Genomic DNA, 16,902 nt, shown 5'->3' on the forward strand with positions numbered 1-16,902 from the left:
CAAATCAGATAAATATATTGGAACATATATTTAGTTCCGCCAGATTCGAATATCAAAAGGAACAACAATCCACCAAGTAAACTGAGAGTTACCACACCAACTTTCCATGTTCTATTAAAGTATAATGCAATAATACTTGAAATAAGGGTTATTATCCAAAAAATTTGACATAAAAAGTTGAAACTTGGTCTTAATTTTCCATTTTCATAATATATTTGTTGTATTTTGTTTGATAAGCTTCCATTTGCTGAATAAGCATAATTAAGCCACAAACCATCACGATGATATCCTATAACTCCTGTATCAGTAATTTGGAAATATTTCTGTCCATAGAATTTTATAGTTCTAGCCAGACCGCGATTGGCTGTTCTCTCTACAAATAATTCAATATCTTTTTTTGATTTATCAGATTTATTTTTCTCTGCAAGTGTGCTTTTTAAGTCTCCTGCATTCCAAGTTCCATGAATAGATTCACGATTATCCTCATCTCCAAAACTCCCCATCAAAATAAAATGGGCCATTGGAAGTTCTTTCGATTTATCAATTTTAACTATTTTTTGATTACTTACGAATAGATTAAACATTGTTAATGTAAGAATTACGGTTAATAAAAACGGAGGAAATGAAATAAGACTTTTTATTCTTATATCTTTTTTATATAAATTTATTAAAATAAATAAAAGTACCGCTATAATAAATGTAATGCTACTCGGTCTCGTTAGGTAAGATATGGCAAGAAAAAAAGCAGAACCAATAGAGCTAAATATTAACGAAAAAGTTTTTTTGCTTTTGATACAAATTGTTATGAAATATATAGATAAGAAGACGGGCAATAGACAATATGTATCTGTATATGGAACTAAATAAAGAGGTTGTATAATTGCAAACATCATAAAACTTATTGTTGAAAAGTAAGATACTGTTTTTCCGAATAATTCTTTAGATATTTTTAAAAAGAGCAATGTTGATGTAAATATTATTAATGAATTTAAAATTCGAAAATTCATATATGAGAAACCAAATATCTTTATGAAATAATAATTTATAAAAAATAAAAAATTATTATTACTGTTAACTGATAAATAGTCACTAATAGCCTTGATATCTTCAACATGTATTAAACGATAAGAATCAAACTTAGGTGTTCCATTTAGTGTTATTACTAATACTATTTGATATATTATACAAAATATAAAAAAAATCCAAAATATCCGTTTTTCGTACAATCTGATAAAAGAAAAAACTTTCTGAAATAAACTCTTTTTCGCAAATGTAATAAATAAAAAAAGTAATATAAGACTGATTGTAATTGTTACGATAAGACCATTTGATAGTTTATCTAACCATAAGATTCTTGATTGCATCGCGCCGATTAACGATACAAAAATTAGCACTATCCCAGCACTATTTATTAAATTATTTATATATTTATTCAATATAGATACTCCTCATTTTTTATACATATTTAAGTTTACTTTAAGAACTATTAAAAGTCAAATAACTATACGGGTTAAAGACTTTATTAATATGTATTTTATAAATAAAAATACCCCTAACCGAAGTCAGGGGTTATTTTTATAGTTTATTCGCATTTAATCGACGTTGTAATTCTCTGACAGAATCAGATACTGGGCTAATTATTCCGTCTTGTGTTGTTCCAAGATGTTTTTGTAGTGCTTTAATCGTAGCTTGCCCAAACAGTCCGTCTTGTCCAATTCCTAAAAATCTTTGCAATGCTTTAACCACGTTTGAACCAGTCAGTGATGAATCAAACTGAGCAGCATAAATATTTTGATTAAAGGTTTGTTTGTACTGGTGACTGATTACTCCGTCTTTACCAGCAGTATCAAAGTATTCTTGCAATCGTTTAGCGGTCGCATTTCCAAATTGACCATCAAGATTTAGAGTAACCATTTGTGGCTTGTCATCAGTATTTGCTGAACCTGAACCAACAATTCGATAAAAGTGATGTGGTAAGCGTGTACTCATGTATGCATCGTTCGTATCAATCGCAATTCCATTGTGAGTGTAAGAACAGTGAATGAATGAACCATTGCTTAGGAAAATACCTGTGTGTCCATCAGATCCAGCAGAACCTCCTGGAGTGCCCGAGATAAAAATGTCCCCACGTTGCACTTCTCCACGGCTGATTTCTTTGAGTTTTGTGCCAGACATTCCAAATAAAGTTTCAGTATTTCCCATTGAACCTACTGACAGAAAACCACCAGCAATCATGGCAAAGAATACTGACGAGCTGCAATCATAACTTGTTGGACCCATTCGTGAAGTCATTGAGTAAGTAACTTTGCCTTTTCGTGCTTGCATCCAAGCAATCATATTTTCAATACTTGACATCATTCGCCCCCCTTCTGTGAATTCGTGGTCAGCGTCAGAAGCTTTAACCACTTGAACGCTATCACCATTTTTCAAACTTTTTGTAAGTTCAGTTCCTTTTTTTGCTGCATGAGTAAAGTCATTGTTCCTCCACCAAGCCAAAAGAGCAAATACAGCAGTAATTAATGTACTGACAGTATTATCATCTAATGGAAGTGGATTCTTACCAAGCGCTGTCAATACTTGGTTTAAAATTGCCAACCAAAGTAAGATTGTACGTGTGAGTGTTCCTTTATCAATTGTTTTCATGTTCTTTCTCCTTTAAATTCCAAATCTAGTTAATATATAGCCAATAACTGTTACCGCTAAAGTAAGCATAAAGCCCCAAGCCCACTTATTATTAGCTTCCATTTTTTCTATAAGTTTCGCATTTGATTGAGCTATTAGGAGCGCTCGTTCTGCTTTATCTCGAACTGTTTCATAGTTATCTAACTTTGTTTCAATTCGAGCTAAACGTTCGAGGACTTCTCGCCATGCTTGTTCCTCCATAACCCCTGCTTTCTATTTTTCTGGCACTTCATAAGTGGCCAGTTTATTTTTCGAAGCCTCAAAAGCTTCTGATATTAATTCGTTTAGCTCATTTTTAGCTTCTTCTGAATTATGAAAATCTTGAGGGTTATTAATTGTTAGCTGTGCTTCTAAAGCCCCCGTCTCATAAGCGGTAATACTAAGATTGGCAACAATGTTTTCACCGATAATAATGTCGGTAGTTTCTTGAGTCTGTTTGTTCTTTTTCATTTTTTCTCCTTGTTTCTAGTTTGGTAACGAATCATTAGTAAACCACATTTGTGAACCTCGTGGGTACCCGGTATTAGTCGAAGGCCCCCACCAAGTACAGACTCCGTCAATCCCCGCATCAATATGTGCACCATTATAACTTGAGGTCATATGCGCTGGTATGTTGGCTGTTGTATTAGGTCGATAGCCTAATGGAATTTTACCCACACCGAATTGTTGACCAGAAGTAAGCGATGAATTAATTGTACCTAACAAAATTGCAATCACAGTTTCACCACGTCGTTCTAAGCTAAAGATTAAACCAGCTCCAATAGTTACAGAGGTAGTCTTAGAAGTTTGTCTAATTCCACCAATCACATCAATATTCCCATTAATTGTAAATGGGAAATTGGAATTAGTCGCATTTAAAACAAGCCCTGTACCAATACTATTTCTCCCATTACTGGCAATCGCTTGTAATGAAGCGACTTTGTATTTTGGATCAATGACTCCACCTTTATCAAGGGTTATTCCATAACCAGCACTGTAAATGGTTAAGCCGCCTGAATTCAAAGCCACCCCCATGCTTGTATATGAATATCCGTCTGGATAATTAGGGTCTATCATTTTAGAAATATCCCAAGACTTAACCACACCATCTTTAACAGCTATTCCCTGAGTGTCACTTTTTGAGATAGTCAGCGAACCCCCAAGCATATCCCCTAAAATAGCTGTAATCGCAGACAAAGTATCGACATCAATATTTTGAGCCTTAATAAGATTAATAACCCAATTTTTGCCATTCCAATAATACTCAGTATTTGGTTGGATGTTAGTTCCGTCAGAAGCATCAACTGCTGTAATTCCTATATATTTCCAAGTTAAACCTTTAAATTTTGTGGTAGGTTCTTCATCAGAAACAATTTTACCTGGATCACCATTACTTCCAGCAGGACCAGTTGGTCCTTGTGGGCCAGTATTACCCTGAGGTCCTTGCGGCCCTGTTGCTCCATTGTTTCCCATTTTAGCTACTGAATACCCTGTTTCACTGGTATTATCCGTATAAGCCCAAACAGTCTTAGTCCACAGATAACTACCTGCTGCAACTGTCGGAACTGTGGAAGTCCAACCGCTAGTCGGTGCCGTTGTTCCACTTGTTGAGCCTGCATACGCAATGGTCGTAGTTTTTATTCCAACGCCATCTTTACCAGCAATTCCGTCATTACCGTTATTTCCGTCTTTAGAAATATAAGTTACTGAGTAACCTGTTTCAAATGAGTTGTCCGTGTATGTCCATACTGTTTTCGTCCAGAGATACTGACCTTTTACAAGACTGGGAACAGAACTTGTCCAACCGCTAGATGGTGCCGTTGTTCCGCTTGTTGAAATAGCGTAAGTGATAACAGTGGCTTTTATTCCAAACCCGTCATTCCCTCGCATCAGACTCCAAGTGTAATCGGATGGATTAGTGCTGTCAGCTTGCGTAAAGTCTGTGTACTGACCGATGTAGCTTGGCCAGTCAGCAGTTGTTACTTCGCTAGCTGATGGCATCCAAGGGGTGGCGGTTGAGCCTGGTTCTAATTTTAATTTTGAATAGCTTAAATTATGGAGATTGGATTGATTTGCTACAAATCCAATAGAAGCTTTATACCTAGCAACATCAATAGAGACAGTAAAAGTGATAGTTGAAAAACCAGAAGTTCCAGCTTTTATCGTATTTCCAGCATTATTGTAGCTGACGTTAGCAGAGTCATAAAGATAGAGTATTGCACGTGAGTCTACATCACAATCTTGAACCCAAGCCGAGTAAGTATATACTTTTCCTTTTTCAAAATTTACAGTATTGGTAGCTAACGAAGGAGTGCCCCAACCTTTAGCAGATACGGTTTTTAAAGTCGATGAGGTACCATCCAACAAATTCAAAATTGGATAAACAGTTGTGAAACCGTCAGTGCCGTCTGCGCTGTAAGCGTAGGCTACGTGAGTTATTGTCCCATCATTAACGTTACTTATGGTGAGGCTATTGCTTGCTACTATCGTCATCAGTCACCTCCGCCCAAATTTCAATAATTGGGGTGGAGATACCAAAAGTCCACCAGATTTGTTCAATCACATCACTTGCGCTTGTTGCTTCAAAGCTAACTTGTGTGATTTCTCCCCCAAGTTCGATATTGGCATAAAATGTACTTTTCATTATTGATTCACCTCGCATGTATATTGAGCTTTGACATTGATATCAGTCGCCGCAACACTAATTGTTTTACCAGTTTTATATTGATTGACTGTACCGCCAAAATTAGCATTTAATACGCCATTTTGGTCACGTTGAGACCATTTATAAGTATAGGTTGTTCCAGCTGTATCAATTTCAGCACCAGATTGAAATACTCGGCAAGTAAGTGTTGTTGTACCAGAACCATTTTTAAAAATACTGCCTGCTGTGCTATCAATCGTACAAGTTAATGGGTCTGTGTAATCAAGAAGAGTAACGATACCACTAACTGCCGTACCTAAAGTACCTTTTAATGCAATGTTAAGTCCTATAATTGCAAGAGCAATTTTCTTAACGTCTTCCGGATGTTTTGATGCCCAAGTCCCAAACTTCTCAAGCCAAGGTAGAACTGTTTTTAGAGTGTCGCCGATTAACTTAAATGCAGCACCGCCTAAATCTTTTACCATACCAAAAAAGTTTTTGATATCATTGGCATGTTTAGAAATAAAGTTCCCTAATTTTTCAATTTCATTAGCCAGTCCATTCGCAAAGTCTGCTAATGGATTTTTAGTTCCTTTAAAAACGGAGCTAAAAGCTGTAGAAATAGTTGTGACAGCTTTATTTGCACTATCTCCGATATGAGTAAACGCCTTTTCCGTTTCCTCTCCGTCAAGAGATTTAGACATGTTTTTTAAGAAATTATTATTTGTTTTAAAGAAACCTTCTGTGATTTTTCCAGATAAACTTTGGTATTTTTCTTGCAAGTGAGCAGAAAATCCGTCAAATGAAGTGAGGTAGTTTTCAAGCCCTTTAGGTTTAGCGGCACTCATGTTTTCAATTGTCTTTGATAAATCAGACATTGAAATTTTACCGTCTTTTGCTAATTCGTTGAGTTTATCGCGAGAGACACCCATTGTCGTGGATAATGTTTTAGCGAACCCAGGTAGCGTTTTTCCCATTTTGGTAATTGAACCAGAAGTAATTTCACCACTTGCATTCATTTGAGTAAACTTAGTGATAATGTTTTGCATTGCATCATCAGATTTACCAGTTGCACGACCTAAATTAACAAAAGCGTCAGATAATTTTTTAGCGCCATCAGCCGAACCTTCTAATCCATAATTTTTTTTAGTTAAAAGACTTAATGTATCAATGGAATATCCTGATTCTTCTCGCAAATTTTTGATATTATCAACTAAAGAATCATTCAGTTTTTGATTACCATTTGTAAAATTATTCAAAGAAACCGATAAATTCTGCATTTCTTTGTTATACTCTACGCCAGCTTCTAAAGCGCCAGTAAATTTGCTCTTAATATCACCAATCGCACCGATTACGCCACTAGCTAAGATGTTCCCTAAAAACACATCTTTAAAACGGCTATGTGTACGACCTAATAGATCATTAAGGCTTCTAAGCTGACTCTTTACTTTACCTATACCTTCTGTACGAGGTTTTATTTCAGTGCCGTTGATCCTTTTTATATCTCGAGTAGCTTCTGAAACCTTTGTGGACATTTGCGCCACACGAACTTCTTGAAGTTTATAAGCCTTAGAGTTCTTATCGCCTGATTCCCCTAGTTTTTCCAATTCGGTTTTTTGAATCTTTAAAATTTGAGAATATTTTTCTTGAGCTGACTTTAATCCATCAATTTTGGCTTTGTTGGCTTCTTCAGTTTTTCCTTCCGCTTCGAGTTGCTTTACCCGTTCTTCCGTAAGCTTGTTAGAATGTTGAACTTCCTCGTTAAGTTTTGCAAGTCCTGATTTTTGGTACTCATAAGCTTGTTTTGCTTTATCTTGTTGACCGTTTAGGGCGGTTAACTTAACTTCTGCTTGAGTAATTTGTGAAGCATATTTTTGATAAGCTTTCTCTCCATCAGAAGTAGAACGGTTAACTTCTGATTGCTCTTGTTTTAGCCGCTCAAGCACTGATTTTTGTTTACTTAAAGAATCAGACAAACCCTCATACTTAGCTTTAGAAGCACCTAGAGTATCTCCTGACAGCTTCATTTGAGATTCCATCTGTTTCCAAGCATTGGTGCTATCTTTAACTGAATTTTTAAGGCTTTCAATACTGGTTACTGCATTAGTAGTATTAACTCCGATATTAGTGGCCAAAGTCCCAGCTACTTTTTCTTTTGCCATATATTCCTCCTTTCTTTTTAAATTAACGAATTCCATTGAGCAGCTAAATCCTCAGCTGACATCATTTTGTTATCAGGATTTGCGCTCATGACATCAAGCAATTCCTCATATTCCTGTTCTCCAATTGTGCTTAAATCCCAATGAAGATTTTGAATCACATCTTTTTCGAATAGCTGTAATTCTAACAAGTGATTATGATTGCTGATTATTCGCTCTCTTGGGCTAAACCCACTTCGCCATTTTCTTTGGCTTTTTTGATATCCGAGTCAGAAGCGCCTTGCAATTTTGCAACAATATAAGAAACAACTTCCATCAACTCTTCCATTTCAAGTTCTTCAAGTTCTTCTTTTTCTTTTTTGCTGAGTTTAGCGATATCAGAGACAAATTCGATAATTGAATCAAGATAATCTAAGACTAGTTCATCGTTTCCTTCACTAATTTTTTCTTCTGCTTCGGCCATGTTTTTGGCAAATTTATAACTCTTCTTGAGATTTTTAATTGAAGCTTTGACTTCAACGGTTTTTTTAAGTTGTTTGATTTTAATTTCCATGTTTTTCTCCAATATTTTATAAATAAAAAAGCGGGATGTAATCATCCCGCACTGTTTAATTAAACTCCGAGTCCACTAGCAGCATATCCTCCCATAACTTCTTTTAACATTGCCACTTTATCGAATCCAGGATCTGCAGAATTGAAAGTTTTCATTCCTTGATTATTCCATGCCGCAAAAGCCAGTGATTGATAAGTCAATGCATCTTCAACTCGGTTTTGCGCTGTATGGTCAGTTTGAATGTTCAATGCAGTTTCAGTCATTTGCCCATTACCGAATGCGTAAAAAATTGAATGTGAACGATCAATTAACTCTGACTCAATAATCAAAGCAACTTGTGGCAAATCTTGTGATTGAACGTATCCGCCTTTTTTGTCGCTTACTTCTCCTTTAATTTTAGCTTTAATAGCAAAAGGAAGATTGTTCCAAACTGCAGCGACTTGCGGAAATGATTTTGCACTCACTACATCAACAAGACCGTTGTCTCCAAATTTTTGAGTACCAGCAGCTGCAATATTAGTGATATTTTCAGAAGCTGTACCATAATCTTTCGGATTTGATATATAAAGTCCATCTGTTGTTAGCCCTTCAGGCCCTGCAATAATTTTGCCTGTTTTTTTATCAATTAATCCAAGATAAGATTTTTTTAAACCTACAATTGCCATTTTATTCTCCTTTTAATTCATTAATTTCCACAATTTTTTCAACTGTGATATTTTTTTTAGTTTGTTGTTTTGTTGTATTGGTACTAACGTCTAGGTAATGTGGTTCACTTGAAATTGTTAACCACCCGCTATCTTTTAGTTTCTCCATCAATTCTATTTCTGCAAGAAGCATACTTTCAGAGAGATTAAATCCGTAGAAAATTTGGATAGTAACTGCCAGAACAACGCTATTAAAGGTTCCGTCCCCATAGTTAGTAATATCTGATTTAAACTCTGTCAGTAAAACTTGAGTATTGTCTAAATCATTAACATGTTCTTTGGGAATAAAATTTTCAAATACTAACCAAGAGGGACGGAAAGCACCTACTATTTGCGAAACTTCTTGTGTTGGTCTCATTCTGCCCCTTTCTTTTTGAGTATTTCTGAAAAAACTTCTGCTTCCGCTGAAAATATGGCAACTTGAGCTTCCATGCCGTCACGATAAGTAGAAACAAAAGGGTCAGATGTAATTGCAACTTGACCCCCTTTTCTATATTTCGTTCCTTTTTTGGAATACATCGGAAAACGTGTGCCGTTTTCAATCAGATGACCTACCCTTGATTTGGTGTAATCCCAACCAACGGTAGAATTTCCGTCTTTAATACCATCAATATTAGTGTTCTGAACCAAAATACTATCGGCTAGATGTGGATTTTCCCCAGTTTTACGAATACGATAATGCTTATCTTTAGTGACTTTTTCAAGTCCTCTAGCGAATGCATTTGCACCAGCCTTGGTTATTTTCGCTTTATCTTCAACCGTTAGAGATGTACTGACAGATTCTGCTTGAAAAATTATCCCATTCATAATGTCTTCAAATAGTTGCTTTTCTTCCATCATGAACTCCTTTTCAACGTCAAATAGTCGTACCTGATAATGTTGCTTGTTTCATCAGGCGAATAATTGACGATATCATATTGGACATTATCAATCTCAGCAACCTTTAATTTTTCTGCTGATGAATTGTGTCGTATGATAATCGTACGTGAGTTTTCAAGAGCAGTTCCTTGGAGTTGGTATGATTGACTCAACGTTCTTGTTTTAGATGCAAACCAAACCGTTAATGCTGGAACAAAACCGTCATAACCAGCTCCTGTATATTCATTAGTTAAAGTTTTAACATCTCCTAGTTGAACTTTTTTGTTAAAGTCAGCTAGATTAAGTTGTGCCATTCAGCACCTCCCACATTCTAGCTCTTATTTGATTAATCATAATCTGAATACCCATACCGTAACCATCAGATAAATCTCTACTGAAATATAGACGGGTTGCAAGAGCTGAAATAGCTCTATTGTACTGGTCGGGTAAATTATCCATGATTTGCTCATCAGTAACTGAATCAGAAATAGAACCACGAATTAAGGCACTTGCATCATGAATAAGTCTATTCATAGTTGCAATTTCATCATAGTTTGAATCAATATGATTTTCATCAAGTAATTCTTGCGCTGTAATTAGTGCCATAATTCACTCCTTATACTGCTGTAGATTGAATAACTTTTACTTCTTTTAGCTTACCTGTCAAGTTAACAATTAAGTCTTTACGAGCTTGTACAACGTTTTGATGCAAGAAGATACCTAATTGTTTATACCAGACATCATAAGTATCTTGGAATTGACCAGTAATTTCAGTAAGTTTAAAGTTGATTACTGCTTTTTTGAGCGGAGCAACAACGATATTTACATCCCCTGCATTAGCACTAGGAAACAATTTATCATCAACGATAACAACTGTTTTCCCAAGCAAAGTATAACCAGTTGCTGCGGTAACGTTTGGTTGCAACAAAGGACGACCCATTGCATCAGTAGCCATATCAAAGAGGTTATAGGCAGATTGTGACATAACAATCGAAGCAGCTGCAGAATCTTGAGGTTTTAAAGTAACGTTCAGAACTTTCTTAATATCTCCAATTAAGTCAGTAGAGGAAGTTTTTTTAACTCCATCAGTCAAAGCTGTAATGATAAGAGAATCATCAGTATTATCACGAAGCTCAGTCAATCGTGATTGAAGTTCAGCTTGCCAATCATAAGACGAATCAGAAATCAATTCTTGAGAGAATACATAGCTTCCTGTATATGTTTTCAAGTCCCAAAGAATAGGTGTAATAACTGGAGTTGTATTTTTAGTTGTTTGACCATACTCTGTGTGAGCAGTCAATAGGTCAGTAGAGTTATTAAAAATTGGAAGCTTACCAGTTGTTGTAGTTACTGATTCGGTACGAACCAATGAGCCAAGCCGTGGGAATTGATGCACTTCTTTTTCTGGAGTGAGAATTGTTTGAGGAATAATTACTTTCCCATCATTCAAAGCAATACCTGTAACATTACGAACTTCACCAGTTTTTAAATAATCAGCAAAAGCAGTCACTTTTTTATCTGCGATTTCGCCACCAACTTTTAATTTCATATCTTGCAATCCTCCTGCATCTCTTTTTTCGTCATCTTTGACAGTATTTTTATCTTTTTCTGCTTCTGATTTTGTTTCAGTTTTAGTTTTTTCTGGATTAACTTCTTTGTTATCTGCTGAATTTTCTTCTAATTCAGGAGCAACCAAATCAGAATCATCTCTTTTTTCTTCAACTTTTAATGCTGAAGCTTGCTCCAAAACTTCAATATTAGAGCGAATTTCTTTGATTTCATCTTCTTTTTCTTTGATTTCTGCCATTCCAGCTTTGACTTCATCAATTGTTTTGTCTTCTGAATCAGTAAAGCTACGAATTTCAGCTTTTTTGGCATTAAGTTCAGCAGTTTTAGTTGCTAAATCTTTTTTTAATTTTTCAATTTTCATTGAGTCCTCCTAGGTAGATTTTTACCTTTTCTTTATATTTTCTCGTTCGTTCCGATAAAAAAGCGTCCATTGAACGAGTAACTTGGACGCTTGTATCATCATAAGCTGGTCTGCTTACAACACTTATTTCACTCAACGTTTGAAGTTGATTAATAATTCTTATTGGACTATCTGCTCCTTGTTGCCATGAATCACCACCGTCCGCAACATAGAATCCAAAACTCATACCTTTAAGGTTCCCAGCCTTAATATTGTTATAAACGTCATGGCCAACTGTTGTATCTGGCATATCCAAAACAAAATGCAAGCCGACTTTATCAATGCTTAACTTTAAAGTTCCTGCATCAACTCTGCCTAGCACATTAGCGTAATCATGATTGTATAAAGCTAATACATCACTTAAATCGACATTATCAAGTGCCGTCGGAGCAACATATTCAATAAATGGAGCCATTGCAGTACTAGGAGTATTGAATTTAATGGCATACCCTGCAATTTGTCCAATAAAACCAGTATTTGTAGGGCTCCTCGTCTCTAACTCTGTTGAATCAAAATAACGATATTCGATGTTTTCCACTAAATAATCCCCTTGCTTTCTAATAAATTCTTTGCTTCTGTTGGCTCAATAATTCCTTCTTTTACCCAGTTCAATATATCTGCTTTAAACACAGAATTTGAATAGTCGGTAATGGGAGACATATCAACGCCAATCGATGAATCGCATTTGATTCTCAGTTCTGAAATTAAAGGCTCAATGAATCGGTTTAAAGCATTAACATAAAGGTCCTTAATTTGGTCAAGACTCGACTGTTGGTCTCCCGTTCCGTTTAAATAACTGTCAGATACTCCGAAAGCTTTGGCAATTTGAGTTCTTCCCCAATTCATTGAATTAAGGTAATTAGCAACATCGGCATTTATGGATACTGTAGAAAAGTCATCTGATTGATCCAGAACCATGACACGTCCTGAGTTATTTCCTCCGTTTGCTTTTTCGAACTCATTTCTTATAGAGTCTTTAGCTTCTGAAGATAAGGTGCCTTGCGGAACTTTGACAACACTTGTAGGATTAAGCGCTCCTTTTAAAGTTGATAGAGAAAGTCTATTTGCTTCTTTCTGTTGCCCTATTTCGCTTGTAAGAGATTCTAGTGGAGAATGACCAACCAAGTTATGGAGTGTATCGACACCATAAGCCATGATTTTTACATGTATCATTTCACTAGCGTTATATTTAGCACTTGGATAATCATCAAATTGATTAACTTCGTAAGTCAATGTATTATCGGTCAAATCTATTGTTATAGCGTTACTAGGAATTAACCTCAACTCTTTCATCAAGCTATTATCACCTTTTAAAATGGCTAGAAATACATTCCCGTTAAGCAAAAGATTTAATATAGCTGTTTGCCAGAAACTAAAAGCATTTGTTAAGTGGCTTGGATTGTTTAGAACGCTCGTGAACACTTGATTACCAGTAAATCTGGTACCTGCGATATCCGAGCTAATTAAACTAGTCACTGCATATAAATCGCTATTTTTTAGTGCTTCTGTTGCATCGACAAGCGAATTAGGAACAATCGAACCATTTTGAACCATAAAAGGGTAATAATTATTAGATGTAATTGAGCTTCTGCGTTCAAAAGGGTTTAAAATACTCATGTATGTCCTCCTTTATTTGAATACATATAAGCTAGGGCAAATAACAATATCCCTGAAATAATTAGCCCTATCGGAACATTAATAATGAATATACCAACCGATACAAATAAAAAACCAACGAAAACAAGTAGCGCTGGTAAGTATGTAATTAAATTTTTCATTTTCCTCCTTAAAAACTAAATCCATTAATAAAGTAGTCGCTGATTTCTTCGTCATTCATATTTCCAAAAGGAGAATTTGTTTTCTTTTCTTCTACATTTGTAAAATCATTAAAGTAAAATTGTCCTTCATAAAGTGCATTGACAATAGCATCAGCAGCATCTATTTTTTGAGAATTGACATTTTTATCAAGCTTAATCCCATTATTATCAGAAACAGTAACTGCATTGACTAGGCCTTGAATTAACGCTTGGTCATCAAGCATTGTAATATTATGCTTAATAAACGAAGACTGTAAGAATTTAGTAGGCTCATTAAGCGACTTTATCCCTTGTCTTACTGGAATCAGAAGATATTCTACTTTGACTTCATCCAGTCGTCTAATGAAATTTCCCGTTCCCCACTGGTCATACAAAATAGCTTTTACTTTTAACTCGTTTTTTTCTATGAAATTAAGCATCCAATTAAAAACTTCATCTTCATCAATCAGTCCAAAACGGTCTCTAGTTATAGTTGCGAACCCTTTTTCTTGAACCGCACGATAATCAATGTTATCTCTTTGTTCCTTGGCTTCAATAGAACCAGCTTTCGCAATAGGTATCCAGCTATGTTGATGCAAATGAAATTTACTTCCACTATGAGGAAATACAAAAGCCAATGAGGTATCATCGTTTGTTTGCGAGTAGTCAAAACCAATAAAGACATCACGGCCGAAGTAATCAAACTCATCTACAATGGCATCTTGAACCAAATCTAATGGCAAATAAGCGTTCTTTTTTGCGTTCTGCCATAAGTTCATATTCTTAACGTAAAAGTCACGTATGCGCCCTTGAGAGTTTAATGAATCACGTTCGGTAATCATCCCCTCTGTAAGATTCTTACGCATATACTCTATTTCCATTAATGGATTTGACTTAGGCCATGTTTCAATTAGATAAGCTTCATCTTCGCTATCTTGTTCCCATATAAGAACTAAATCTTTTTCAGAACTACTCCAATCACCAGATTCAAGCATTTTAGAATACCGCTTATAATCTTCAAACATCGGAACAGTCGGGTCAACTCCAGCTGTTGAAATAAAAAACATCTGAGCTAATGGATTATTAACCATACCAGATGTCATTGAGCTAATAAAATCACGTTGCTTTTGACCAAATAAATGATATTCATCAACGATACCAGTAGTATAATGGTCAGAATCCGCTGGGCTTCCTTGAGCAGAAAGTTTTTTCATTACCGCAGACTGCTTTTTTATCTCCATAACTTGAGAATTATCGTTGATATCTAAAGCTTTAGCAAGCTTTTTAAACACACCATCTTTCAATTGAATCCAATTGAACCTCATATAATTAAATAAGTTATGAGTGTGAGCAATATCTATTGAACTTACTGCAAGCTGTCTATTTATTTTAGGAGAACCAAATAAGAAATTATAAAGTGCATAAGTTGCAAGTACTTGAGTCTTACCGTTTGTCCGAGCCATTGAAATAAAGATTGTTTTAAATCTCATTCCTTTTGTCTCTGGATTACGCCACCCTTGAACAGAAGCTAGAATAAACTTTTGATAAGGTGATGCTTCAAATGGTTCGCCACTCGTTACATCTTTCAGGAGTGTTGAAAATTCTACAATTTTCTTAGCTTGTTCTGAATCATAGATATAAATGAATGCATCATCTTTATCAATTCTCCTTAAATCATTAATGTGGCGTTTACAGGCTTGCTTTATTTTTTCCCCTGATATTATAGTGCCGTCAAGTACACCAATTGCATAAGATAAAGCTGGATCATCTGGATAACGTTCTGTTAAATCTTTATAGTTATCCATTAACCACCACCAAACTTAGAAGTCCAATCAATTTCTTCTTCATCTTCCTGCATATTCAATCCCATTAACTCTGAACGTGATTTTGGAGATAAACCTAACTCAGAACCAATCTTTGTAAGATTTTTTATTGCATCCGAGTAAATTTGAGTCATTGGATTACGTTTAAAACCTTGAAATTGTCTGTCAATAATTTCACCAGTCATATCTTGAACTGGTTTATAAATTTCTTGAACCTCACCATGTTTTTTAAGATGTTCGTATGAATTTCTATAAATTTCATACTGAGTACAGTACATTTCAACTAAAAACGAATCAATCTTATCAACTGGCTTTTGTTCCTCAAGAAAGGGGACAGTTTTACGCCAACAAGCACTTGCGAGAGGAGAAAGGTGCTTAGGTGCACGATAGGACAACTTCCCGTCATTACTGTCTTTAAACTTCTTAGCTGTCATTTTTTCTCCTTTCTTATTTGTCTTGACCCCCCCTATGCAAAAATTTTAAAAAATCACTTTTTTCGAAAGGAAGCCACCATTGGTATACGGTATTCCTAAAAGCAATGACGGGGGGGCTATTTTTTATTTTTTAAAACTTTTTTCCACCAATCTCGCCCAACATTTTTTAATTGCTGGTCGGATAACTTATTTTCTATTGCAGTTTTTTTATTGTGCTGCGATTTAGTTAGAAGCCATAGATTGTCGGTATTATATTGTTCCATTCCTGAAAGCAATCGTCTTGGTATGATGTGCTCGGCTATCAGGTCGCCCTTATCCCATGCCTTACCTTCAATCGCATCAACATAACCATCTCTTGCCTTGACGTACTCAGATACTTTAGACCAACGTTTGTCTTGGTAGAATCCATTGTGTAATTCCTTTCGCCTTGTCTGGTCATACTCTCTGTTCTGTTCAGCTTGGTTACGTTGCCCTCTTAAAGTTAGAGATGCCTTAGCTTTACTTTCTGCCCGTTGATTGATGTAATTGCCTAGGCGCTCATCGTAATGCTTCTGGCAGTAATTATGTTTAAGGGGTATCAATTCACGACACCCTACATTTGCACAGCGGTGTAACCTCATAGGGCATCTCCTTTCATCAACAATAAAAGGCTGCCCATTGGACAACCTGTAATAAAATATAATAGCAAGTCAGGGAGTCGAACCCTAACAAGCTTATGAAGCAAATTCAACCTTATTTTTCTGAAATTTTTGCTTTTGCCTTTTACTTCATAATACAAGTATATCAGCAAAAACAAGGATTGAGGGGCCAATTTCAGGCAATTTCGATTCTTTTTTTGCCTATTTTGTCCCTCTCAAATTAAGTGAATAACAAAAGAATAGATGTCATTCCTAAATTTATAATAAGCAGCTTTAGCTTTCTTCTGTGGAACTTCAAATCCTTGAACATCCAATTCTTGCATTACTTGATACCAGTATCTGCCATTATATCCTTCACATTTTAGTCTTATTACCTCCTTTTCAACTTGAATCAAAGGTAGATACCAGATGTCGATTTGTCTTATCAATTCTCTTAATCTGATTAATTCCTCATCATTTTCAAGCGCTTCTTTATTTAAAACATGACTTTCAGGCTCCGAACCGCCAGAATAAGCTGTACGAATGCCTAAGTTATCTACTTTTTGTTTATAAAGATATCTGCTTTCAATTGATTTTATTCTGGCTTCAAGTCTGCCATTAACGTAATCTCCAATAATTCTATCTAACTTATCTGCCATTAATCAAATTCTCCTTTTGTGGTAT

The 16,902-nt window shown here is 35.5% G+C and carries 20 protein-coding genes and 3 pseudogenes; all 23 read right to left on the minus strand.

The window, feature by feature from the left end; translation table 11 throughout:
* Positions 1-35 precede the first annotated feature (35 nt).
* Positions 36-1,394 (minus strand): annotated as a pseudogene (locus LLA01S_RS13715) (glycosyltransferase-like membrane protein); the annotation flags it as partial.
* 181 nt (positions 1,395-1,575) lie between these two features.
* Complete coding sequence (locus LLA01S_RS05905; RefSeq protein WP_021212328.1) at positions 1,576-2,355, minus strand: peptidoglycan amidohydrolase family protein; 780 nt, start codon at positions 2,353-2,355, stop codon at positions 1,576-1,578.
* An 87-nt stretch (positions 2,356-2,442) separates the two neighbouring features.
* Positions 2,443-2,643: pseudogene (locus LLA01S_RS13540) on the minus strand (phage holin); the annotation flags it as partial.
* A 12-nt stretch (positions 2,644-2,655) separates the two neighbouring features.
* Positions 2,656-2,883, minus strand: a complete 228-nt coding sequence (locus LLA01S_RS05910) for a hemolysin XhlA family protein (RefSeq protein WP_021212326.1) — start codon at positions 2,881-2,883, stop codon at positions 2,656-2,658.
* A 12-nt stretch (positions 2,884-2,895) separates the two neighbouring features.
* Complete coding sequence (locus LLA01S_RS05915) at positions 2,896-3,132, minus strand: hypothetical protein (protein ID WP_021212325.1); 237 nt, start codon at positions 3,130-3,132, stop codon at positions 2,896-2,898.
* Positions 3,133-3,147: 15 nt separating this feature from the next.
* A pseudogene (locus LLA01S_RS12710) lies at positions 3,148-5,148 on the minus strand (hypothetical protein); the annotation flags it as partial.
* Positions 5,132-5,305 carry a hypothetical protein gene (locus LLA01S_RS12625; protein ID WP_061777981.1) on the minus strand — a complete coding sequence of 58 codons (174 nt, stop codon included), beginning with the start codon at positions 5,303-5,305 and terminating at the stop codon, positions 5,132-5,134. The pseudogene LLA01S_RS12710 and the gene LLA01S_RS12625, both read right to left, overlap by 17 nt.
* The gene (locus tag LLA01S_RS05930) at positions 5,305-7,467 is read right to left on the minus strand and encodes a tape measure protein (protein ID WP_255209975.1); all 2,163 of its coding nucleotides are present in this window, start codon (positions 7,465-7,467) and stop codon (positions 5,305-5,307) included. The genes LLA01S_RS12625 and LLA01S_RS05930 overlap by 1 nt, the downstream gene beginning before the upstream one ends.
* 17 nt (positions 7,468-7,484) lie before the next feature.
* Entirely contained in the window at positions 7,485-7,655 is a 171-nt protein-coding gene (locus tag LLA01S_RS12385; RefSeq protein ID WP_021166226.1) for a hypothetical protein, read from the minus strand.
* A gap of 17 nt (positions 7,656-7,672) precedes the next feature.
* Positions 7,673-8,017, minus strand: coding sequence for a phage tail tube assembly chaperone (locus tag LLA01S_RS05935; RefSeq protein WP_021166227.1), 345 nt, complete (start codon positions 8,015-8,017; stop codon positions 7,673-7,675).
* A 59-nt stretch (positions 8,018-8,076) separates the two neighbouring features.
* On the minus strand, positions 8,077-8,682 hold the full coding sequence (locus tag LLA01S_RS05940; protein WP_061777982.1) for a phage tail protein: 606 nt from the start codon (positions 8,680-8,682) through the stop codon (positions 8,077-8,079).
* A gap of 1 nt (position 8,683) precedes the next feature.
* A complete protein-coding gene (locus LLA01S_RS05945) occupies positions 8,684-9,079 on the minus strand; it encodes a DUF806 family protein (protein WP_010905383.1) in 396 nt (131 codons plus the stop codon).
* On the minus strand, positions 9,076-9,558 hold the full coding sequence (locus LLA01S_RS05950) for an HK97 gp10 family phage protein (protein WP_231099806.1): 483 nt from the start codon (positions 9,556-9,558) through the stop codon (positions 9,076-9,078). Before LLA01S_RS05950 ends, LLA01S_RS05945 begins: the two co-directional genes overlap by 4 nt.
* Positions 9,558-9,893 carry a phage head closure protein gene (locus tag LLA01S_RS05955; RefSeq protein WP_021166229.1) on the minus strand — a complete coding sequence of 112 codons (336 nt, stop codon included), beginning with the start codon at positions 9,891-9,893 and terminating at the stop codon, positions 9,558-9,560. The genes LLA01S_RS05950 and LLA01S_RS05955 overlap by 1 nt, the downstream gene beginning before the upstream one ends.
* Complete coding sequence (locus tag LLA01S_RS05960; RefSeq protein ID WP_021166230.1) at positions 9,880-10,185, minus strand: head-tail connector protein; 306 nt, start codon at positions 10,183-10,185, stop codon at positions 9,880-9,882. The genes LLA01S_RS05955 and LLA01S_RS05960 overlap by 14 nt, the downstream gene beginning before the upstream one ends.
* A gap of 10 nt (positions 10,186-10,195) precedes the next feature.
* The gene (locus LLA01S_RS05965; protein ID WP_061777983.1) at positions 10,196-11,509 is read right to left on the minus strand and encodes a phage major capsid protein; all 1,314 of its coding nucleotides are present in this window, start codon (positions 11,507-11,509) and stop codon (positions 10,196-10,198) included.
* Positions 11,499-12,086, minus strand: a complete 588-nt coding sequence (locus tag LLA01S_RS05970; RefSeq protein WP_021166232.1) for an HK97 family phage prohead protease — start codon at positions 12,084-12,086, stop codon at positions 11,499-11,501. Before LLA01S_RS05970 ends, LLA01S_RS05965 begins: the two co-directional genes overlap by 11 nt.
* Complete coding sequence (locus LLA01S_RS05975) at positions 12,086-13,165, minus strand: phage portal protein (RefSeq protein WP_061777984.1); 1,080 nt, start codon at positions 13,163-13,165, stop codon at positions 12,086-12,088. Before LLA01S_RS05975 ends, LLA01S_RS05970 begins: the two co-directional genes overlap by 1 nt.
* Complete coding sequence (locus LLA01S_RS12630; RefSeq protein ID WP_058221580.1) at positions 13,162-13,326, minus strand: hypothetical protein; 165 nt, start codon at positions 13,324-13,326, stop codon at positions 13,162-13,164. Before LLA01S_RS12630 ends, LLA01S_RS05975 begins: the two co-directional genes overlap by 4 nt.
* 8 nt (positions 13,327-13,334) lie before the next feature.
* Positions 13,335-15,149 carry a terminase large subunit gene (locus tag LLA01S_RS05985; RefSeq protein WP_061777985.1) on the minus strand — a complete coding sequence of 605 codons (1,815 nt, stop codon included), beginning with the start codon at positions 15,147-15,149 and terminating at the stop codon, positions 13,335-13,337.
* Positions 15,149-15,601 carry a phage terminase small subunit P27 family gene (locus LLA01S_RS05990; RefSeq protein WP_061777986.1) on the minus strand — a complete coding sequence of 151 codons (453 nt, stop codon included), beginning with the start codon at positions 15,599-15,601 and terminating at the stop codon, positions 15,149-15,151. The genes LLA01S_RS05985 and LLA01S_RS05990 overlap by 1 nt, the downstream gene beginning before the upstream one ends.
* A 116-nt stretch (positions 15,602-15,717) precedes the next feature.
* Positions 15,718-16,221, minus strand: coding sequence for a DUF8602 domain-containing protein (locus LLA01S_RS05995; RefSeq protein ID WP_061777987.1), 504 nt, complete (start codon positions 16,219-16,221; stop codon positions 15,718-15,720).
* A 233-nt stretch (positions 16,222-16,454) separates the two neighbouring features.
* Positions 16,455-16,877: a RinA family protein gene (locus LLA01S_RS06000; RefSeq protein WP_014573151.1), complete on the minus strand. Its 423-nt coding sequence runs from the start codon at positions 16,875-16,877 to the stop codon at positions 16,455-16,457.
* Positions 16,878-16,902: the final 25 nt, after the last annotated feature.

The sequence above is a fragment of the Lactococcus cremoris subsp. cremoris NBRC 100676 genome (assembly GCF_001591705.1).
GTDB classification, from domain to species: domain Bacteria; phylum Bacillota; class Bacilli; order Lactobacillales; family Streptococcaceae; genus Lactococcus; species Lactococcus cremoris.